Here is a 19,529-nt window from a genome sequence, read left to right as displayed (position 1 = left end):
ATGACCGATGGCACACGCGGTCTGACGGGGCTCGGCGCCCTGCTGTCGCCCGCCTGCTGGAACGATCTGCTGGGCTGCGGCACGACCAGGCGCTACCCGCCGGACCACACGCTGATGTGGGAGGGCGGCCCGGGGCAGGCCATCCACGTGCTGCGCCGGGGCCGGGTGAAGGTCCAGCTCTCCGTGGCCGACGGCTTCGGGATGCCGCTCGCGGTGCGGTATCCGGGCGAGGTGCTCGGCGAGATCTCCGTTCTCGGCGGCAGCACGCGCACCGCCACGGTCGTCGCGATCGACGCCTGCGACGTGCGGGTTGTACCGGCCCAGCGTTTCCAGTGGTTCATCACCCGGCACGGGCTCCATCCGCTGATCTACCGGTTCTCGTGGGAACGCCTCCAGGAGTCCGAACGGTTCCGGGCCGAACTCGTCGCCCTCCCGTTCGTCCAGCGCCTGTGCAGGACCCTGCTCACGCACGCGGTCCCGGACGGACCCGACCGCTGGGTGGTGAACCTCCGCATGTCGCAGGAGGAACTCGGCCGCATGTGCGGCGGATGCCGCGCCTCGATGAGCGGCGCGCTGAAGACCCTCCGCGGGCAGGGGATCGTGGCGACGGCGCCCCGCGAGATCACCGTTCTCGACATGCCGGGCCTCCGGCGGTACGCGCGGCACGGTGCTCCCGGCGACAGCGCACCGGCCCGCCGGTAATTCACTCTCGCACTGCCTATTTTTCGTCACCGGTCCCCGGCGGCATGGGCCATGGTGACGACTCCGGACACTTCCCCGTCCGGCTGCCAACTCCCCACTGCTGACTGCTGACTGCTGTCCGCCGACCGCCGACAGCTCCCTGCTCGCCTGAGGACCGCCCATGGACCTGCTGGACACCGATGCCCGCCCGGGCCCGCCCAGCCCCGAACTGCCGTACTACCGCACCCTCCTCGCGGTGGACATCGAGAGTTTCTCCGCCCGGCCGAGCGACATGCTGCCGGTGCTGCGGGACGCCCAGCTGACGGCGCTGCGGGAGGCGACGCGCCGCGCCGGACTGGACTGGGAGGAGGTGCTGTTCCCGCAGGTCTCGGGCGACGGGTTCGTCTTCGGACTGCCGTCGGAGCGGACGCCGCGCCTGCTCGACCGCCTGCTCCCCGCGCTGCAGGAGTGCCTGGCGGAGGAGTCGGCGCGGCTGCCCCGGCGGGTGGGCGGCATCCGGTTGCGGGCCGCCGTACACCTCGGCCCGGTGCCGGACGACGGGGTGTGCACGACGATGACGGAGGTGCACCGGCTGCTGGACTGCCGCCCGCTGCGCGAGGCGCTGGCGCGGACGGACCCCGAGGTGACGTTCCTGACCGTCGTCGTCTCCCGGCGGGTCGTCAACGACGTGGTGGAGGCGGGCTATTCGCTGCTGCGGCCGGGCCAGCTGGCGCCGGTGCGGGCGCAGGTGAAGCAGTTCGACCAGGAGGCGTGGCTCCTCGTGCCGAAGCCCTCGGGGCTGATCCTGGGCACCGGCTTCGCCGGGCCCGCCGACGCCGCGCCGGACCCGGCGGGCCCGGCGCACGCGCCGGCGGGCGGCCCGACGATCATCAACCGCATCGACGGGCGGATCACCGGCTCCGTGACGCAGGGCGGCGTGGTCAACGGCGGCATCGCGGCGCACGTGACGACGGCGTCCGGGACCGGTACCCGGCCGGTTCCGGCCGCCGAACTCGCCGCCGCCACCCGGCGGTACACGCCGCCCCCCGCGGTGCGGCGGGCCCGGGCGCCGCTGTGCGAGCGGCACCTGGTGGTCGTGGCCGGCGACCCCGGGGACCGCCGGAGCGCGGCGCTGTGGCTGCTCGGCGGCCTGGCGGACCGCGACGGGATCGGCGTCGTGGACGTGGTGAAGGACTGGTCCCGCCCGGCCGTTTCCGGGCTGCCGCTCGCCCGCCGCAGCGGCGGCGTCGTCGACCTGAACGACCCGGCGGCCGACCGCCCGGGAGTCGCCTTCGCCGAGGATCTGCTGCGGCACGCCGCCCGGCTGGCGGAGTGCGGCTCCTACCTGGTGGTCACCGTCCGCCCGGAACTGTGGGCGGAGTGCTGGCCGGTGCTGCCCGCGGTGGAGGCGACCCGGCACGGCCCCACCGCCGCGGCGGCGTCGGTGCGCCTGGAGCGGCTGCCCGCCCGGGACGCCCCTCCGGCGCCGCCGCCCGCGGCGATCGGTCCCGTCCCCGGCCCGCCGCCGGGCGACGGCGAGCGCGCCGAGGACCGGCACGCGGAGTATCTGCGGCTCACCGACCCGGAGGGGCGCGTGTCGACGTACCGGCTCCACGACGACATGGGCGCCCCCCGGACCGTGGTGACCCTGGGCCGGCCCGCGCCGCGCACCGCCCCGCCCGACATCGTGCTCGACACCGATCCGCTGAGCTGGATCTCCCGCGACCACTGCCGCCTGGAGCGCGACGACGGCCACTGGTGGCTGGTGCCGCGCGGCGACAACAGGCCGCTGATCCACCGGAGGGGCGACGACGAACCCGAGCCCGTCGCGCGGCGCACCCGGCTCAGGGACGGCGACCGCGTCCACATCCCGGTCCGGCCCCGCACGGACGGCCGGCCGCGCCACTGGCGGATCGAATTCGCCGATCCCCAGGAGACCCGCTCGGCCAACGGCCGGACCGCACACGCCCCGACCCCGACCACTGTCCCGACCACGACCACGACCACAGGTCCCGCGGACTCCGCAGGAGGAGAGATCCATTGACCACGCTCACCTCACCCCCGGCCTTCTCCACCACCGGCCCGATGCCCCCCACGCGCCGCGCGCCCCGCGCCTTCTTCGGGGCGGGGGTGGTGGCCGTCTGCCTGACCGCCGTCACCGTGCCGCTGGGGCTGCTCGACTGGTTCCCCCTCGTCCGTGAACTGCGCGACGGCGGCGGCGGGGCGCAGACGATCGCGACCTTGGTGCTCGGGGCGGCGCTCTGGGCCGTGCTGTTCGCCCTCGCCCGGCTGGCGCACGCCTCCCGCGAGCGGGTCCTGCTCACGCACGTCCGGCGCGCCCTGGCCGCCCGGGCCGCCGCGCCGTCCATCGGTGAGTTCCACCGCTTCGTGAGGGCACGGCTCAACGGCCTCCCGCTGCACAACTCCCTCGTGGGCCGGCGCCTCGCGGCACTGGCGGAGGCCGAGGCGGCGGCCGGCCCGGCCGCCGCCACCCTGGCCGCTCACTCCGAACTCGACCACGGTCACAGCGAGGTGACCTACGGCCCGGCCCGCGCCCTGGTCTGGGCGCTGCCCGCGCTCGGCTTCCTGGGCACCGCCTCGGAGATGGCGCGCGCCGTGGACGGACTCGGCAGCAGCGTGGCGGCCACGTCGGACTACACCCAGCTCCGCGACGGTCTCGCCTCGGGCGTCATCCCGGCCCTGGCCCACGCGTTCACCGTCACCTTGTTCGCCCTGGCCGCCAGCGTCGCCTGCCACACGCTCCTCACCTGGGCCAACTCCCGCGAGCAGCGGGTGCTGCTGGAGGTGGAGGACGTGACGCTGGACATCATCACCGGTGTCGGCGCGGGCGTCCGGGGAGACGGCGGTGCGACCGCCCCGGGCGCCGCCACGGCGGAGCTGGCGGGTCACCTGGCCGGTCTGGCCCGCGAAGTCGGCGAGGCCAGGCGGGTGATGGCGGACTCGGCCACCAAACTCTCCGCCCTGGACCTGGCCCACCTCGGCCCGCTGCTGCAATCGGTCGACCGCCGGCTGGAGTTGATCCACGGCGAGATGGCCCGGGATCTCGTGATCAGCCGGACGTACCGGCCCTCCCCGCCCCGGAGCTGACCCCATGACCATCACCCCCACACCCGTCTACACCAGGCGGCGGGCCCGGCCGGGGGCCGACGCGGCGCCCGTGGAACTCCGCTTCGTGGACCTGCTCATGATCGTCATCGCGACCCTGATGTTCCTCGCCATCACCCTCAGCGTGGTCAGCGCCTTCAGCGGGAGCGCGGAGAACGAGGCGGGCGGCACCCCGCGGAACGTCACGCCCCTGATCACGACCCGGGCGGCCCCGGCCGCCATCGCCGGGCAGCCGTACGCGCTCACCCTCGCCGTCGAGGGCGGCGACGGCGACTACGCGTGGCAGAGCGCGGGCGGCGACCTGCCCGACGGTCTGTCCCTCTCCCCCGACGGCACGGTCGCGGGAACCCCGGAGCGGGCCCAGGCCACGCGGGTGCGGGTCCGGGTCACCGACGGCAGCGGCCACGTCTCGGAGGTGCGCGCACTGGACTTCCGCGTGGAGCCCTCCGGCACCGAGAACGCCGGACAGGCACCGCCCCGGGTCGTCAGCCCCCGGATGCTGCTCGACGACGCGACGGAGGGCGAGGCGTACCGCCACACGTTCCGCACCGACTCCGGCGCCGCGCCGTACCAATGGGAGAGCGACGACCTGCCGTCCGGCCTCACGCTCTCGGCCGACGGCACGCTCACCGGCGAACCCGAGGCGGGCACCAGCGACTTCACCGTGAAGGTGACGGACGCCAACGGCACCACCGCACGGCAGGAGGTCCGGATGGATGTCGCGGAGGGCCCGGAGCCGCTGCACGAGCGGCTGCTGCGCTGGCTGTTGCTCGCCGTCTTCGTCGTCGCCTGGGGCTCCATGGTGCTCTTCGGGGGCGGCTTCGAAGGAATCGTCAACAAGATCCGCCGCTGGAAGGAGCAGGCGTCGTGACACTGAAGACCGGCATGGTGCTGTCCACCGGGGAGACGGTGGTCGAGGTGCGGCACGGAGGATTCGCCGAAGTGGGCGTGCTGGAGGACGACTTCGAGGGCAGGAAGGTGATCAAGCGCCTGAAGGCGGAGGTGCTCCAGGCCGGCGGCGAGGAGGTGGCCGAGGCGTTCTTCCGCGAGTGCCGGATCGTCGTCTCGAAGCTGCGCGAGGCGCCGTACGTCGCGCGGGCCCTGCTGGCGCTGCGGAGTCTGGACGAGCTGGGCCCGGTGCTGTTCGTGTCGTACGTGGACGGGCCGACGCTGCGGTCGCTGATCCGGGGCCGCCGTCAGTCGCTGAGCCAGACGGTCCGGATGGGCGGCCAGATCGCCGCCGCGATCGCCTTCGCCCACGAGCGCGACATCCGCCACCGGGACCTGAAGCCCAGCAACGTCCTGCTCACCGGGGACAACGAGATCCGGCTCATCGACTGGGGGCTCTCCCGGGCCCACGACGTGGCGGGCCTGACCGCCGGCGTGCGGGACTACCAGTCACCGGAGCGTCGCGTCGACCCCCGGCTGGACCACCCGGCCGACGACGTGTTCGCCCTGGGGACCATCCTCTACGAGTGCCTGACCGGCGGCTACCCGCGCGAGTCGGCCGATCCGCCGCAGCTGCGCGCGGTGCTGGCCCGTGCCCACCCGTTCGCGCCCGCGCCCGTCCTCGACCTGGTGTGCGGCGCCCTCGACTCCCGCCCCGAACAGCGCCCGGCCGCCGCCGAGATGGCCGCGGTGCTCGGCGCCCCGGAGCTCCGCGCCGACGTGGCCGCGCGCGAGGTCGAGCAGCCGTTCTGCCGGGGCTGCGGCTTCGTCGCGGCGGCCGGGACGCGCGCGGCCGACTGCGCGATCTGCGGGGAGGCGATGTACGAGCGGTACGCGGCGCCGCCCCGCCCGGGCATGGTGCGGGTGCCGCCCGGTGTCTTCACGCACGGGCTGACGCAGAACCAGGCGCGGCAGGCCCTCATGGCGGCCGGGATGACCCCCGACCCCCGCAACCTGGAACGGCTCGCCCCGCCGGACGATCCCCCGCGCGAGGTGTTCGTCCCCGGCTTCGACATCGATGTCGCGCCGGTCACCAACCTGGCCTTCAAGGACTTCGTGGACGCCACCAACTACCCGGCCCCGGAGGGCCTGCTGGACGCCTGCAACCTGAGGCCGGACCACCCGGTGACGCACGTCACCTGGCGGGACGCGCTGTGCTACGCGCTGTGGTCGCGGAAGCGGCTGGCCCACCCCCTGGAGTGGGAGAAGGCGGCGCGGGGCGACCGGGACAACCGGACGTATCCGTGGGGGGACACCTTCGAGGAACGGCGCTGCAACCACGCCGCGTTCCCCCTCAGCCGCTATCCGACGACCAGCCCGGTCCACGCCTTCACCGAGGGCGAGTCCGACGGCCGGTCGCCGTTCGGGGTGGCGGACATGGCGGGCAACGTCAGCGAGTGGGTCTCCCACAGCCGCGAGGCGCACGCCCAGGGCCGCGACGCGGACATGCGGGCGGTATGCGGCGGCGCGTGGCACGATCCGGTGGCCGCGTACGGCGCGGTGTCGATGCAGCTCCCGGCCGCCATCGACTACAAGAGCGCCTCGGTGGGCTTCCGTTGCGCGGCCGCCATCGTCTACCAGGAGCGGCGCCTCGGGGAGCGCTGACCGGGGCGTTCCCGCCGCACGCACGAAGGCCCGGCGGGGAACGCCGGGCCTTCTGTCGTAGCGGGGACAGGATTTGAACCTGCGACCTCTGGGTTATGAGCCCAGCGAGCTACCGAGCTGCTCCACCCCGCGGCGGTGATCCCAACTCTACGCCATTCCCCGCCGGTTCCCGACCACCCGCCCGCCGCGCGGCCGGGGGCGGGGGTCAGGAACGGGCCGTGGCCCGGCGGGCGATGTCGGTGGCGGCCCTGCGGCCCTCCGGGACGGGGATCAACGGGTAGACGTGGACGGCGCCTTCGCACACCGTCAGGTCGAACGGCACCCCCTCGGCCGCGCAGCGGTCGCGGAGCGCGAGCACGTCGGGATAGATCATCTCGTGGGTGCCGACGTAGGCCGTGATGGGGGCCAGCCCCTTCACCGGCCCGTTGATCGGGCTCAGCCGCGGGTCGGCGGGGTCGTCGCCGCCCGCCCACGCCCGGCCCGCCTCCAGGGCGCCGGAGCGGCCCAGCCAGGGGTCCTTGTCCTCCAGGGCGATCACGGCGGGATTGCTCACGGTCACGTCCAGCCAGGGGGACAGCAGCACCAGGCGGCGCGGCTGCGGCAGGCCGGCGGCGGCGAGGGTCTGGGCGAACCCCAGGGCCAGGCCGCCGCCGGCGGAGTCGCCCACGAACGTGACGCGGTCGGCCTCGACGTCGGTGAGCACCTGCCGGTAGACGTCGGTGAGGAACGGATACGCCTCGCGGTAGGTGTGCCGCGGCGCGAGGCCGTACAGGGGGACCTCGACGCGGGCTCCCGCGTCCGCCAGCCGGGAGACCAGGGCCCAGTGCTGCTTGACGATCTCGTTGACGTAGCCGCCGCCGTGCAGGTAGATCACCACGGAGCCGTTCCGGTGACCACGCGGCCGGACGGTGCAGCACGGGGTGTCCCGCACCGACCGGCTGCCGACGTCATGGCGCGCGGCCAGGGACGCCGGGGGCCGCCAGCTCTTCTTCGGCCGCCCAAGGTGCGCGCGCATGCGCTCGGCGCTGACCCACAGCGGCTTCCGGGTGCGGCGCAGCAGCACCGACACCGCCCTCATCTGCCAGCTTGTCATCCGTGTGCGCTCCTCGCTTCGCGCCGGGTCCGTCGCCGCGTTTCTACCAGCCGGCGAACGTGTCCCGGGCCGCCTGGTTGCGCCGGACGTCGGCGTACTCGGGGTGCCCGGCCAGCGGGAACGCGGCGCCGAAGACGCGGCGCGCCGCGGCGTCCGCCCTGAGCGTGGCCAGGAGCCACGCGGTCGTGAGGCCGCGGAAGCCTCCGCCGTCCTGGGTGAACGTGGGCGCGAAGTGGTCCGCGTCCCGCAGCGACGCGTAGACGGTGGGCACCCGGGCCTTCTCGTAGAAGCCCGACACCACCGTGTCGGGCGGCACGATCCGGTCCGCCGCGCCGGTGAGCAGCAGCATCGGGCAGTGCAGGTCCGTCGCGGAGGCCAGGGGCCCGGGCTGGAGCGGCAGCACCGAGGTGACGCGCGCGTCGAAGGCCGCGTTGAGCGCTCCGGCGCCGCCCTGGGAGTGCCCGGTCGTGGCGACGTGGGCCAGGTCCACCGCGCCGTGGAACGCGCCGCCCTTCCGGGCGTTCTCGGCGGTCAGGTCGTCCAGGCCGGCGAGCATCTCCGCGCCGCTGTTCGCGAAGGGGGTGTTGGCCGCGGCGACGATGAACCCGTGGCTCGCCCAGTGGCCGAGCAGCGCCTGGTAGACGCCGGGAACGGCGAAGGTGCCGTTCCCCCAGAGGACCACCGGGAACGTCGTCCCCGTGGTGGCGGGCGCCTCCGGGTGGTAGTAGGTGGTGACGGCCGTCTTCCTGGTGGCCACCCGGTGGGGGCCGCGGGCGTCCCAGGCGGCGGTGGGGTCGGTGGCGGAGAGGCTCTGCCGCTGGGTGGCCGGACCGGTCGCGCCCGACGCCGCCGCGGCCGTGGCGGCCGTCACGACCACGCCGGCCGCTCCGGCCTTCAGCAGGTGCCTGCGGTTCATCCTGTGCTGTCCCATGGGGGGCGTTCTCCTTGATTCCGCCGGGTGCGCTCGGCGCGCCCGGTCCGCTCGGTTCCGGGATCGCGCGCGGGGTCAGCCGCGGGCGGCGTCGGCGACGGCGGCGCCGAAGGCGGCCATGCCGCGGGCGTTGGGGTGCAGCGGGGCGGCGGGGCTGGTGGGGACGAGGCCCTCCAGGTAGCGCTCGCCGGCCGGGGCGCAGGTGTCGTGCCCGGCGCTGACGGCGGCGATGTCGACGTACGTCGCCCCGTGCAGCCGGGCCTGCTCGCGCAGCACGTCGTTGAGCGTGTCGACCGATCCCTGGAGGTAGTCGGCGTCCTTGCCCCAGACCGGCTGGGTGGGCCAGCAGCCGCCGTCGCGGATGTAGGTGCCGTAACCGACCACGAGGACCCGCGCGTTGGGGGCGCGCCGGTGGATCTCGTCCAGGGCGCGGCCGAACGCGGGTGCCCACGCCTCGATCGACGCGGCGACCCGGTCGGTGCCGCCGGCCGTGAGGCGGTCGGCGCAGGACAGGCCCAGCGGCGGGGGGAGGAGGTTGACGCAGCCCAGGCTCGTGCCGACGAGGTTGCTGTCGTTGCCGCCGATGGTGACGGTGACGAGGTCCGTCGCGGCGTCGAGGGCGTCGTACTGGGGTGCGCCGCCGCTGTCGAAGTCCTCCAGGGTGGCGCCGGAGCAGGAGACGTCGGTGAGCTCGGCGCCGAGCGCCTCGGCGGCCACGGCGGGGTAGTTGTGGTCGGAGCGGAGACAGCCGGCGTCGGTCTGTGCCGGTATGAGGGGTCCGGCGGCGGCCGAGTCGCCCAGCGCCACGTACCGCGGGCCGTCGTCGGCGTGCACCGGGGCCGCCGCCCAGCTCAGGGCGGCCGTCAGCGCCGCCGCCGTGATGACCGGGATGGCCGGGGTGGTCCTGCTCCGTCGCATGGGGCCTCCGTCAGTTCCGTGTTCCGCCTCGTGTGCGTTCCACATGCTGCCGTCGCGGCGGCCCGCCGCCGTTTGGCCTTCTGGCCGAATCGCGGGCGGTCGTGTTGTGGCGGGTGACAAAGCGGCTCGTGGTGCGCGCCCGCCGGTGCCTCGTCCGGGCCGCGCCGGTCCGGTACCGTGCCGGGGACCCGCCCGGGCAGCGGCGCGGCCGGAGACCGGATCGGATCCCGGAAGGAGCGAACGGTGACGAGCGACAGCGATGCCGCGCCCCGCACCGGCGGGGCGGCCCTGCCGCGCAGGCTGATCGCCGATCTTTCGCGGCTCACGTCCGAGGTGACCGGGCAGGTGACCGCCGCGCTCCCCGCCTACGCCCGGCTGCCCGCGGAGCAGATCGACGGAGACGTGCGGCGCGTCGTCGAGGCCACCCTCCGGGCGCTCGCCGAGGCGCTGCGCACCGGCGAACCCCCCTCCCCGGACTACCTGGCGCGGATCCGCGCCTCCGCGGCGAAGCGCGCCGAGGAGGGCATGCCCATCGAGGCGGTGATCAGCGCCTACCACGTCGGCGCGCGGGCCTGCCTCGACGCGCTGTTCCCGGCCGCGGGGACCACGGACGCGCGGGAGGCGTTCGCGGTGCAGCGGCTGATGCTCGACCACCTCGGCCACATCGCGGCCGCGGTCTCGGCCGGCTACCTGGACGAGCACGACGCCGAGCAGGACGAACACAGCGCCGCCCGCCACGCGCTGCTGGCCGCGCTGCTGGACGGGACCGATCCGGACGCCCACGCGGCTCGCGCCGGGATCGTGCTCCCCGTCACCTACCTCGTCCTGGCCGTCGCCGTCGGCCCGCACCCCGACGAGCGGACCCGGGGCGTCGACGCCTCGATCGCCGCCCGCCGCAAGGTCCGGCGGCTGCGGGAGGAGCTGGACCGGCGTGTCGGCCGGGGCGCGCTCCTGCGGCTGACCGCCGACGAGGGCCTGGCGCTGGTCCCCCACCGGACCCCGCACCACGCGTTCGGCCCGGACGACTGGGACTGGCTGACCGGCCTCGTCACGGGTCTGGCCGGTGCCTCCGGGGCCGGGATCGTGGCCGGCGTCCAGCCCTGCGCGCCTTCCGGTGTCCCGGCCGCGGCGCGCCTCGCCCGGGAGCTGCGCGACGTGGCGCTGACCTGTCGAAGGCCGGGCGGCGTCTACCGGCTCGCGGACCTGGCGCTGGAGTACCAGCTCAGCCGTCCGGGACCGGCCCTGGACCACCTGGTCGCGCTGCTGGAGCCCGTTCGCGAGCGCCCCGACCTCCTCCACACCCTGCGGGTCTTCCTGGACAGCGACCTCAACCGCCGCCGCACCGCCACCCGGCTGGGCGTGCACCCCAACACGGTCGACTACCGGCTCGGCCGGATCAGCGCCCTCACCGGCCTGGACACGGCCGGCAGCGCGGACCTGCTCACCCTGTGCGCGGCGGTCATCGGGCTGGACGCCGCCCCCGCCGCTTAGTCTGGGGTCATGCCCGGCGGCCTGGTCACCCTGTCCCTCTGCGGTGACGTGATGCTGGGCCGGGGCGTCGACCAGATCCTGCCGCACCCCGGTGACCCGGCGCTGCGGGAGGCGTACGTCCGTGACGCCCGTGCCTACGTCGAGCTGGCCGAGGCGGCCAACGGGCCGATCCCGCGGCCGGCCGGCTTCTCCTGGCCCTGGGGCGAGGCGCTCCCCGTCCTCGACGAGGCCGCCCCCGACGTCCGGATCGTCAATCTGGAGACCAGCGTCACGGCGGACGGCCGGTTCGCGCCCGGCAAGGAGATCCACTACCGGATGCACCCGGCCAACCTGCCGGCCCTGGCCGCCGCCCGCCCCGACGTCTGCGTCCTGGCCAACAACCATGTGCTGGACTTCGGGACGGCCGGACTCCGGGAAACGCTCGCCACCCTGGCCGGGGCGGGCCTGGCCACGGCGGGCGCGGGCCGGGACGCGGCCGGGGCCGGGCGGCCGGCCGTCGTCCCGGTCGACGGCGGCGGCCGGGTGCTGGTCTTCGCGTGCGGGATGCCGTCCAGCGGCGTCCCGCACGCGTGGGCCGCTACCGGCGAGCGCGCCGGGGTGCACGTCGTCGCCGGGCCGGGCGAGGCCGCCGCGGCGGGGATCACGCGGCGCGTGCGGCAGGCGAAGCGACCGGGCGACATCGCGGTCGTCTCGGTCCACTGGGGACCGAACTGGGGCTACGACGTGACCGCCGACGACGTCCGCTTCGCCCACGCGCTCGTCGACGGCGGCGTGGACCTGGTGCACGGCCACTCCTCGCACCACCCCCGCCCGCTGGAGGTGTACCGGGGAAAGCTCGTCCTCCACGGCTGCGGCGACTTCGTCAACGACTACGAGGGCATCGGCGGCTACGAGCAGTTCCGGGACGACCTGCGGCTGCTGTACCTCGTCACGGTGGAACAGGACACCGGCGCCCTGGCCGGGCTGCGGATGGTGCCCTTCCGGGCCCGCCGCATGCGGCTGGCGCACGCCTCCCGCGAGGACGCCGCCTGGCTGCGCCGCTGCCTCGACGGCGTCAGCCGGGACTTCGGCTGCCGCGTCGAGCACGGGCCCGACGGGACGCTCACCCTCCACCCGCCGCCCGGCGCGGGGCGACCGGCCGGCCCCTGACCGGCCCGGCGCGGCGGCGCGTTGGTCAGGCGGCGCGCGGTCAGGCGAACTCGGCGAACGACCACACGCACACGTCGCCCCTGCCGTCCGAGGTGCCGGTGCCGGTGGCCAGGTAGCGGCCGTCGGGGCTGAACGCGGCGTAGCGGACGGGAGCGGCCTGGGTCAGCGTGCGCCAGGTGCCCCGCGCGGTGTCGAGGACCCGGACGGTCTGGGCGGTGGCGGCGGCCAGGTAGCGGCCGTCGGGGCTGAAGTCGAGGCGGAAGAACTCCCGCTCGTGGAGGTGGCTGGCCAGGGTCCGACCGCTCGCGCAGTCGCGGATCTCCAGCCGGAATCTGCTGGCCGAGGTGGCGTCGGCGAGCTTGTGCAGCCACTTCCCGGGCTTCGCGGGCTCGTCGGCGCCGCCCGCGGGCGACGCCACGGACGTGTCCACGGCCACGGTCGTCGCGTCGGGGGCGAGCGCCAGCCGGTAGGCATTCCAGTCCAGGCGGAACTCCCACTCGCGGCCGGTGACCAGATGGTGGAACCGGACGGCGCGGTCCTGGGACGCCGTGCCCAGCAGCCACCCGTCGCGGCTGAGGTCCAGCGCCCACAGCGGCCCGGGGAAGTCCAGGACGCGTTCCGTGGTGCCGGTCTCGGTCCGGATGATCCGCACCGCGTTGTCGTCGCCCATGGTCATCAGCAGCTCGCCGTCGGGGCTGAACCGCATCACCCAGACGGGGGCGGGATGGGGCAGGGAGTGCCGTACCCGGTACTCGGCCGCCGGGTCGTGGAGCCGCACGACCCCGTCGTCACCGGCGGTGGCGAGCCAGCGCCCGTCCGCGCTGAGGGCGACGGTGCGCGCCGTCCCCGGCGGGGTGACCACGCGATCGAACGTCGCGGTGACGGCGTCGTACAGCCGCACGGGGCCGGACTCCGGCGCGGCGGCCAGCGGGTTGAGGCCCTGTCCGAACATCACCCGCAGCACACGGCTGGACAGGTTGTGCACCTGGATCAGCTTCGGCTCGTCCAGCGGTCGCACGGCAAGCGCCGGGACCGGTGCGGGCGGCGGTGCGACGGTGGCGAGCCAGTCGCCCGACATCACGCGGGCACCGGGCGCGGCGTGCCGGGCGCGCAGGACGCCGCCGGCGAGGGCGGGGGCGTGGAGGTGCCGCAGCGTGGTGTCGGCGGTGCGCACGACGAGCAGCGGGGCGTCCGGCCGGTAGTGCCCGCCGGGTTCGACGAGCCACCGGACCACGGTCGCGGAGCCGTCCGGCAGTGTCCAGGACAGGGGGACGGCGGTGGAGGTGGCGGTCGTGGGCTGCACGCGGCGGTCCCTTTCCCTGGCCCAGGCGGCGGCGCCCTGGACGACGGCCAGGGCGGGGTCCATGGCGCGGCGCAGCGGCCGGCCCAGCTGACGGGTGACGGCGTCGGTGACCACCGGCATCTGGGCGGTGCCGCCGACGAGGACGACGGCGTCGATGTCGGCCGGGCGCACGCCGCAGGCGGTGGCGAGGTCCCGGCAGCAGGCCACGGTCCCGGCGACCAGCGGGGTGATCAGCTCGGCCAGCCGCTCCCGGCTGAGGCGGTACTCGGGGGCGCCGGGGGCGATGACGTCCCTGGCCTCGGTGTCGCCGGTGAGGTGGTGCTTGATCTGCCGGGCGAAGTCCGCGAGAGCGAGGTTGGTCTGGAGGGCCGTCCTCTCGTCGGGCGCGCCGGACGAACCGGGGGAACCGGCGGAACCGGGGAAGACCGCGGCGCCCGAGCGGCGGATGTGGGCGGCGATCAGGTCGTCGATGTCCCGGCCGCCGTGGTCGTCCAGGGCGGCGGGGCGGCCCAGGACGGTGATGTCGCCGTCCGGCCCGGTGCGGACCAGCGCCGCGTCGAACGTGCCGCCGCCGAAGTCGTAGACCAGGGCGGTGGTGCCGGGGGCGAGGGGGCCGCCGGCCAGCGGGGCCAGGGCGGCGGCGACCGGCTCGGGCAGCAGCTCGACCTCGGCGAACCCGGCGTCCGTCCCGGCCGCCAGCATGCGGTCGCGGCGCGGGTCGCCCACGGCGTAGGTGGCCGGGACGGTCAGGACGAGCCGGTCGACGGGCGCGGCGGTGAACGGCTCGGCCGCCGCGCGGAACGCCCGCAGCACGGCGGCGACCAGGTCGGTCACGTGGTGGCGCCGCTCGCCCAGCCAGAGCGGATCGCTCTGCCCCAGTTCCCGTTTGAACTCGTGCCGGTAGGCCGCCGGGTCGATGCGGCGGCGGCTGTCGGCGGCGGTGCCGACCAGCAGCGTCCCGCCGTCCAGGGCCACCGCCGAGGGCCAGGACCACGACCCGCTGACCGGCTCGCGCAGCAGCGTCACCTCTCCGCCCGCCACCAGGGCCGCGGAGGAGGTGCAGGTTCCGAAGTCCACCACCAGGGTGGGTTCCGTGGGCAAGGCGCCGCTCCTTGTGCTCGGTGGGGTCGCGGGGTCTCAGGGGGTGGGCCGGGCGCGGCCGGCGGCGTCGCCGGTCCGGCCGAGCCGGGCGATGAGCCGTTCGTAGCTGCGCCGCAGGGTGAACGCGGCCTGCCGGGTCCGGCCGCCGTACGCGGGGTCGACGGCGTGCGCGGCCCAGCGGGCGCGGTGGCGGTGGGCCCGCGCGAGCAGGGCGTCGTGGTCCGCGGTCTCGGGCAGCCCGAGCCGGGCGGCGGGGGTCGTGCCGTACTCGCCGGTGACGCACAGCAGTTCCTCGGTGTCGGCGGGCGTGAGGTGGAGCTTGCCGTCGTAGAGGTCGCGCAGCGTGCGGAGTTCCGCGAAGCCGTGCTCGTCGTGGTCGAGGGCGAGCAGCGGCGCCATGGCGTCGGTGAGGGCGAGCCGCTCGCGCGGGCCGGTCAGCCGGGGCGTCAGGCCGTCGCGGACCAGGTAGGTGCGGTCGAGCAGGCCGCGCGTCCGGATCAGGTCGGCCCGGTTGCCGAAGTGCTCGGTGAGGAGCCGCCGCAGTCCGGTGACGCCGCTCTGCTCGACGAGGGCGGCGCGCAGGGCGGGCAGTCCGGTCGCCTGCCGCTCGTGGAGCAGGCGGCAGGCGAGGTGGACCCCGTAGGGGCTGAGGAGGCGGACCAGCGCGGCCCGGCGGGCGGGGGGCACCGGCAGGTCGGGGTACTCGCGGCTCTCGAACAGCGGGCCGCGGCACAGGTGCCGGGCCAGCGCGTCGCCCGGGGCGCGCGGGTCGCCGCCCGGGCGGCTGCCGCCCGGGGCGGGCCGGGCGGTGAGGGGGGCCAGTGCGGACAGATCGGCGACCTGGGCGGCGGTGAGCGCCGCGGCTCCGGCGGCGAGCCGCCCGGCCACCGGTGCGAGGGTGTACAGCACGCGGGCCGTGCCCGGGGCGCGCATCAGCCGCTCGGCCAGCTCGTGGGCGCGGCGCAGCGGGTCGGCGGCGTCGGGCCACAGCAGCTCGATCTTGGTGAGGGCGCCCACGGTGCCGATGGGGCCCTGGGTGGCGAAACCGGCGCCGGTGACCTGGGTGAGGAGGCCGCGCAGCGAGTCGGCGAGGCCGTGCCAGGGGGTGACGACGAGGAGGGCGTCGGCCTGGTTCGCGGCGGCCGACGAGGCGGCGTGCACGGCGTCGCCGTCCCGGCCGAGCAGCCGCAGGGTGCGGGCCGACTCGCCGGAGAGGACGGAGTCGAGGCCGGGGGTGTCGATGAGGTCGAAGGAGCGCAGCACGGGGTTGGGGTCGGTGACGACGAGGTGGTCGACGGCGCGGAGCAGCGCGAGTTGGTCGGCGTCGCCGGTCCGCGCCGCGCCGGCGAGGGCGGCGAGGTCCTCGGGCCGGTAGCGGCGCGGCGGTCCGCCGTCGCGGAAGTGGGCGGTGACGGTGCGGGCGGGGCCGCTGGTGAGCCAGGTGACGTTGAAGGTGAGTTCGGTGACGCCGGTGGGCGCGAGGTCCTCGCCGAGCAGGGCGTTGACGAGGGTGGACTTGCCGGAGCTGACGCGGCCCACGAGGGCGACGCGCGGCGGATCGGCCAGCCGCTCCCGGTGGGTGGCGAGGGCGCGGGCCAGGGGTGCGAGGGCCGGGATGCCGGCCACGGCGGCCCCGGCCGCGTCGAAGGCGGCGGCGGCCCGGTCCCGGGGGCCGGTCCCCGTCACGGATCCTGCCCGGGGCGCTGGGCCGGGTCCGGTTCCGGGCCGAGGAACCGGGAGAAGAAGGCGGGGGCCAGCGCGCGGAGGTAGGGGGCCAGCCCCGGCTCCACGAGGCGGCCGAGGAGCCCCGCGAACGTGGCCGCGTCCGGCTCCGGCAGCGCGCGGCCCTCGTCGAGGGCGTGCAGCAGGGCGTCGTACCCCAGCAGCAGGCGCTCCACGTCGGCCAGGTAGTCGCCCACGGTGGTCCACGGCGCGTCCGGCCGGGGGAAGGTACCGACGGGGCCCGGTGTGCCGGGCATCGGCCAGGGCCGGGGCCGGGTGTACCGCAGGTCGGTGTATTCGGTGATCCGGCGCGTGCGGCGGTCGACCGTCAGCGTGGCGAAGGGCGGGTGGAGCAGCAGTCCGGTGCCGCCGGGGGCGCGGCGTCCCCCGAACAGGGGGAAGCGGAGCAGCACGGCGGGCCGGTCGCGGGGCCCGGGCCGCCGCAGCGGCGCGGGCCAGGCGAGGAACGCCTCCATCGGGACGAGCTGCCGGAACAGCGGCATGCGGCGCAGGTCGCGCATCAGGCGGCCGGTGGCGCTGCTGGTGTACGCGTCCGAGGCCCGGAATCCGGGGCCGCGGGGCGTGCGGGGCGGGCCGGGGCCACGCGCGGGGTCACGCGCCGGGTTATTCAACGGTCCGTTCTCCCTCCGCCCGGACGAGATACCGGCCGGAGTCCTCCCAGGCCGCCCAGAACGCCTCGACGGGCACCCGGTAGCCGGCGCCGTCGGGGCGGCCGGGGTCGTTGAGGATCACCCAGGTGCCCGCCGGGTCGGTGTAGTCGAGGCCGGTGACCTGGACGGCGTGGTCGGGCCCCTGGCCGGGGATGGTCGGGTAGTCCGCCAGCGGCGACGCGGGGGTGTGGAACGGCGCGGCGATCTCGTCGGCGTCGACGGGGACGAGCAGCTTGTCGCCGTCGGCGAGGGCGAAGCGGACGTCGTCCAGGTTCGCGCCCTCCTCGCGCCGCACGGGGATCCCGTGGTGCTCCAGCAGGTTGGCCATGTCCGCCAGGGGGGTGCCGGCGCCCGGCTGGTACCAGCCCCGCTCCTCGGCCAGCACCGCCAGCTCGGCCTCCGTCCGGTCGGTGCCGGTCACCTCGTCCAGCACGAACTCCTGGGCGGCGACGGCGCAGGAAAAGTCGGCGTCCTGCCGGTGCCAGTAGGTCGCGGAGGTCTCCGGGTCGCCGACGACCGCGGCTCCCGGGTCGTATCCGGCGGGCTCCGGCTCCGTCGCCGCGGGCTCCGGCGCGTCCGCCGCGACGGCTTCGTCGTCGGCGGTGCCGGTGTCGGTGTTGATTCCGGGGTCGGGGTCGTGGTCGTCGGTGAAGTCGAAGTCGCCCAGCATCACTGCTCCGCCCAGGAGATGTCGTCCGCACCCGGCTCGCCGGGCGGCGGGGGTGGGGTGGCGCGGCCGGTCGCGGCCAGCCGTTCGGCCCGCGCCGCGAGGGTGGCGAACCTGGCCTCGCGCCGCACCAGCGGGGCCAGTTCGGCGTCGAGTTCCGCGATGCGGGCGGCGGCCTGCTCCTCGGTGAGCCGCCGGACCCGGCTGAGCCCCTCGATCAGCCGCTCGTTGGTCTCCCGCTCCACGGCGATCCGCCGGTCCAGCTCGGCCTCCGCCCACGCGCCGAACTCCTGGCCGATGTCCCGCGCCGCCCGCAGGACGTGCCCGCGCTGCTCCCGGCGCACCGGCTTCAGCTCCGTGGCCAGGCTCTGCCGTCGCTGCTTGATGTCCTCGTTGCGGACGTCCCGGCCGGCGCTGTCCCAGCCCGCGGCCATGCCGACCAGGCCGCCCGCGGCCACGCCGATGGCGGTGCCGAGGCCGGGCAGGACGAGACTCCCGAGGAATCCGCCCACCGTGGAGCCGATGCCGCCGCCGAACGAGAGGTCGCGCAGCTTGCGTTTCAGCGGGCTGCCGCGCAGTTCCTGACCGAGCGTGCCGGTGACCTCGGCCTCCGGTGGCGGCGGTCCCTGCTGCTCGGCGAGGGACGCCGTGCCCAGGTCGAGTCCGGACGTCCGGGTGAAATCCTCCAGCATCCGCGCGGCGGCGTCCCTCGCCCGCTCGTTGACCGAGCCGACCACGAGGGCCGCGTCGGCCGTCAGCCGCTCCACGAGCTTGTCCGGGGCGTACAGGTAGGCCGGGTCGTAGAGGTACGACGCCTCGCAGTGGTCCCACACGGCCGCCAGGCGGTCCTCCCCGTAGGCGGCGAGCTCCGCCTGCAGGGCGGTGGCGCGCTCGTGGAGGTCACCGCGCCACGCCGCTCGCTTCCCGCGCAGCTCGTCGAGGCGCCGCCCGCGCCGTTCGGCCGCCTCCCTGCTCGCCCGGCCCGCCTCGGCCGTCGCGTCGCCCAGCGCCCGGCGCTCCGCGCGCAGCGGGCCGAGCCGCGCGTCGAGCCCCTCCCGGAGGGCGCGCAGCGCGTCGCCGAGCACCGCGGGGATCCCCCGCGCCGCCAGCGCCGTCTCCAGGGCACGTTCCAGCGCCGGCACGTTGCCCAGCTCCAGGTCCTCCGGCTCGCCGTACGCGAGATAGTCGCGGTGGGCGCGGGCGGACACGGGGACCACGACGACGTCCTCGGCCGGCCGGTCGAGTGCGGTCGCGATCTTGGCGACGGCGTCGGTGAGGACCTCGCCGTAGCCGCCGGTGTCGGTCTTCGTCAGCGCGAACAGCAGGGCCCCGCGGCTGCCGGTGGCCTCCACCGCCTCGGCCGCCTGCCGCACCGCGCGCACGTGACCGGCCAGCAGGGCCTGCCCGGAGTCCAGCACGCAGACCACGGCGTGGGCGCTGGGCAGGAAGGCCATGGCGTCGGCGCTGTGGCGGAGGTGGGGGCCGCCGGTGCCGGGCGTGTCGACCAGTTGGAGGCCGGGGGCGAGCAGCGGGCTCGGGGTCCCCACGGAGACCAGCAGGACGTCCCGGACTCCTTCCGGGTTCCCGGTCTCGGTGACGTAGCGGGGCAGCTCCGCCCGAGAGACGGTCAGGCGCTCCCCGGCCGTGCCGTCCGCCGCGCGCAGGACGACGGTGACGCGCTCGGGGTCGGCGTGGGAGACGGCGGTGACGACGCCGGTGGCGATCTCCTCGGCCTCCGGCAGCAGCCGCGGCGGGTCGACCTCGCCGAGGAGCGCGTTGATCAGGCTCGACTTGCCGGACTTGAACTCGCCCGTGAAGGCGACGGTCAGCCGGGCGTTCTCCAGCCGTTCGCGCGCCGCCGCGAGCGCCGCCGCCGAACGCGGTCCCCCGGCCGCGAACTCCGCGAACTCGGCGAGGATCCCGTCCCGCAGCGCGGCGAACTCCTCCAGCGCCATACGCCCCCCGTGGACAGGCGAGCGAGATACACCGCGCTCACACAACAACGTGACACTGCCCACAAGTTGACCAGGAACGACAGGAGAAGTAAAGGGCGGGCGGGACGCCTCGCAGAAGCCGGGAGGCGACACCCAGCCCTCGTGTGCCGATGAGGCGTGGCCGCCGCC

At 75.9% G+C, this 19,529-nt stretch carries 15 protein-coding genes and 1 tRNA gene; 7 read left to right on the top strand and 9 right to left on the bottom strand.

Annotation, left to right across the window (positions count from 1 at the left end; all coding sequences use genetic code 11):
- From ACSNOC_RS04180 to ACSNOC_RS04160, 5 genes are all read left to right on the top strand, one after another.
- Positions 1-702: a Crp/Fnr family transcriptional regulator gene (locus ACSNOC_RS04180; RefSeq protein WP_436745844.1), complete on the top strand. Its 702-nt coding sequence runs from the start codon at positions 1-3 to the stop codon at positions 700-702.
- A gap of 160 nt (positions 703-862) precedes the next feature.
- Entirely contained in the window at positions 863-2,725 is a 1,863-nt protein-coding gene (locus ACSNOC_RS04175; RefSeq protein WP_436745843.1) for an FHA domain-containing protein, read from the top strand.
- Positions 2,722-3,789: a hypothetical protein gene (locus tag ACSNOC_RS04170; protein ID WP_436745842.1), complete on the top strand. Its 1,068-nt coding sequence runs from the start codon at positions 2,722-2,724 to the stop codon at positions 3,787-3,789. The genes ACSNOC_RS04175 and ACSNOC_RS04170 overlap by 4 nt, the downstream gene beginning before the upstream one ends.
- 4 nt (positions 3,790-3,793) lie before the next feature.
- Positions 3,794-4,678, top strand: a complete 885-nt coding sequence (locus ACSNOC_RS04165; RefSeq protein WP_436745841.1) for an Ig domain-containing protein — start codon at positions 3,794-3,796, stop codon at positions 4,676-4,678.
- A complete protein-coding gene (locus tag ACSNOC_RS04160; protein ID WP_436745840.1) occupies positions 4,675-6,360 on the top strand; it encodes a bifunctional serine/threonine-protein kinase/formylglycine-generating enzyme family protein in 1,686 nt (561 codons plus the stop codon). Before ACSNOC_RS04165 ends, ACSNOC_RS04160 begins: the two co-directional genes overlap by 4 nt.
- Positions 6,361-6,418: 58 nt before the next feature.
- Here ACSNOC_RS04160 and ACSNOC_RS04155 read toward each other — a convergent pair.
- From ACSNOC_RS04155 to ACSNOC_RS04140, 4 genes are all read right to left on the bottom strand, one after another.
- A tRNA-Met gene (locus tag ACSNOC_RS04155) sits at positions 6,419-6,492 on the bottom strand.
- A 73-nt stretch (positions 6,493-6,565) separates the two neighbouring features.
- Positions 6,566-7,453, bottom strand: a complete 888-nt coding sequence (locus tag ACSNOC_RS04150; protein WP_436745839.1) for an alpha/beta hydrolase fold domain-containing protein — start codon at positions 7,451-7,453, stop codon at positions 6,566-6,568.
- 43 nt (positions 7,454-7,496) lie between these two features.
- Positions 7,497-8,384: a poly(ethylene terephthalate) hydrolase family protein gene (locus ACSNOC_RS04145; protein ID WP_436745838.1), complete on the bottom strand. Its 888-nt coding sequence runs from the start codon at positions 8,382-8,384 to the stop codon at positions 7,497-7,499.
- A gap of 75 nt (positions 8,385-8,459) precedes the next feature.
- The gene (locus tag ACSNOC_RS04140; protein ID WP_436745837.1) at positions 8,460-9,302 is read right to left on the bottom strand and encodes an SGNH/GDSL hydrolase family protein; all 843 of its coding nucleotides are present in this window, start codon (positions 9,300-9,302) and stop codon (positions 8,460-8,462) included.
- Between the two features lie 243 nt (positions 9,303-9,545).
- Between ACSNOC_RS04140 and ACSNOC_RS04135 the strand changes: the two genes are divergently transcribed.
- Together ACSNOC_RS04135 and ACSNOC_RS04130 are read left to right on the top strand one after the other, a co-directional pair.
- The gene (locus ACSNOC_RS04135) at positions 9,546-10,793 is read left to right on the top strand and encodes a PucR family transcriptional regulator (protein ID WP_436745836.1); all 1,248 of its coding nucleotides are present in this window, start codon (positions 9,546-9,548) and stop codon (positions 10,791-10,793) included.
- A gap of 9 nt (positions 10,794-10,802) precedes the next feature.
- Positions 10,803-11,942 (top strand): CapA family protein, encoded by a 1,140-nt coding sequence (locus tag ACSNOC_RS04130; protein ID WP_436745835.1) that lies wholly within the window; start codon positions 10,803-10,805, stop codon positions 11,940-11,942.
- A 40-nt stretch (positions 11,943-11,982) separates the two neighbouring features.
- Here the strand turns inward: ACSNOC_RS04130 and ACSNOC_RS04125 are convergent, their stop codons facing one another.
- The 5 genes from ACSNOC_RS04125 to ACSNOC_RS04105 are packed head-to-tail and all read right to left on the bottom strand — an operon-like array spanning position 11,983 to position 19,361.
- Complete coding sequence (locus ACSNOC_RS04125) at positions 11,983-14,346, bottom strand: Hsp70 family protein (RefSeq protein ID WP_436745834.1); 2,364 nt, start codon at positions 14,344-14,346, stop codon at positions 11,983-11,985.
- Positions 14,347-14,382: 36 nt separating this feature from the next.
- Entirely contained in the window at positions 14,383-16,032 is a 1,650-nt protein-coding gene (locus ACSNOC_RS04120) for a dynamin family protein (protein WP_436745833.1), read from the bottom strand.
- Positions 16,029-16,700 (bottom strand): hypothetical protein, encoded by a 672-nt coding sequence (locus ACSNOC_RS04115; RefSeq protein ID WP_436745832.1) that lies wholly within the window; start codon positions 16,698-16,700, stop codon positions 16,029-16,031. The genes ACSNOC_RS04120 and ACSNOC_RS04115 overlap by 4 nt, the downstream gene beginning before the upstream one ends.
- Positions 16,693-17,409 carry a hypothetical protein gene (locus ACSNOC_RS04110; RefSeq protein WP_436745831.1) on the bottom strand — a complete coding sequence of 239 codons (717 nt, stop codon included), beginning with the start codon at positions 17,407-17,409 and terminating at the stop codon, positions 16,693-16,695. Before ACSNOC_RS04110 ends, ACSNOC_RS04115 begins: the two co-directional genes overlap by 8 nt.
- On the bottom strand, positions 17,409-19,361 hold the full coding sequence (locus tag ACSNOC_RS04105) for a dynamin family protein (protein ID WP_436745830.1): 1,953 nt from the start codon (positions 19,359-19,361) through the stop codon (positions 17,409-17,411). The genes ACSNOC_RS04110 and ACSNOC_RS04105 overlap by 1 nt, the downstream gene beginning before the upstream one ends.
- Positions 19,362-19,529: the final 168 nt, after the last annotated feature.

Origin of the sequence: Streptomyces sp. URMC 129 (assembly GCF_051386415.1) — a bacterium.
Taxonomy (GTDB): domain Bacteria; phylum Actinomycetota; class Actinomycetes; order Streptomycetales; family Streptomycetaceae; genus Streptomyces.
This window is presented reverse-complemented; position numbering and strand designations above follow the sequence as displayed.

What these genes read in the sequence shown, in the direction of transcription:
- ACSNOC_RS04180 (WP_436745844.1), top strand. Translation starts at nt 1, where the DNA reads ATGACCGATGGCACACGCGGTCTGACGGGGCTCGGCGCCCTGCTGTCG.
- ACSNOC_RS04175 (WP_436745843.1), top strand. Translation starts at nt 863, where the DNA reads ATGGACCTGCTGGACACCGATGCCCGCCCGGGCCCGCCCAGCCCCGAA.
- ACSNOC_RS04165 (WP_436745841.1), top strand. Translation starts at nt 3,794, where the DNA reads ATGACCATCACCCCCACACCCGTCTACACCAGGCGGCGGGCCCGGCCG.
- ACSNOC_RS04150 (WP_436745839.1), bottom strand. Translation starts at nt 7,453, where the DNA reads ATGACAAGCTGGCAGATGAGGGCGGTGTCGGTGCTGCTGCGCCGCACC.
- ACSNOC_RS04145 (WP_436745838.1), bottom strand. Translation starts at nt 8,384, where the DNA reads ATGGGACAGCACAGGATGAACCGCAGGCACCTGCTGAAGGCCGGAGCG.
- ACSNOC_RS04140 (WP_436745837.1), bottom strand. Translation starts at nt 9,302, where the DNA reads ATGCGACGGAGCAGGACCACCCCGGCCATCCCGGTCATCACGGCGGCG.
- ACSNOC_RS04130 (WP_436745835.1), top strand. Translation starts at nt 10,803, where the DNA reads ATGCCCGGCGGCCTGGTCACCCTGTCCCTCTGCGGTGACGTGATGCTG.
- ACSNOC_RS04110 (WP_436745831.1), bottom strand. Translation starts at nt 17,409, where the DNA reads ATGCTGGGCGACTTCGACTTCACCGACGACCACGACCCCGACCCCGGA.
- ACSNOC_RS04105 (WP_436745830.1), bottom strand. Translation starts at nt 19,361, where the DNA reads ATGGCGCTGGAGGAGTTCGCCGCGCTGCGGGACGGGATCCTCGCCGAG.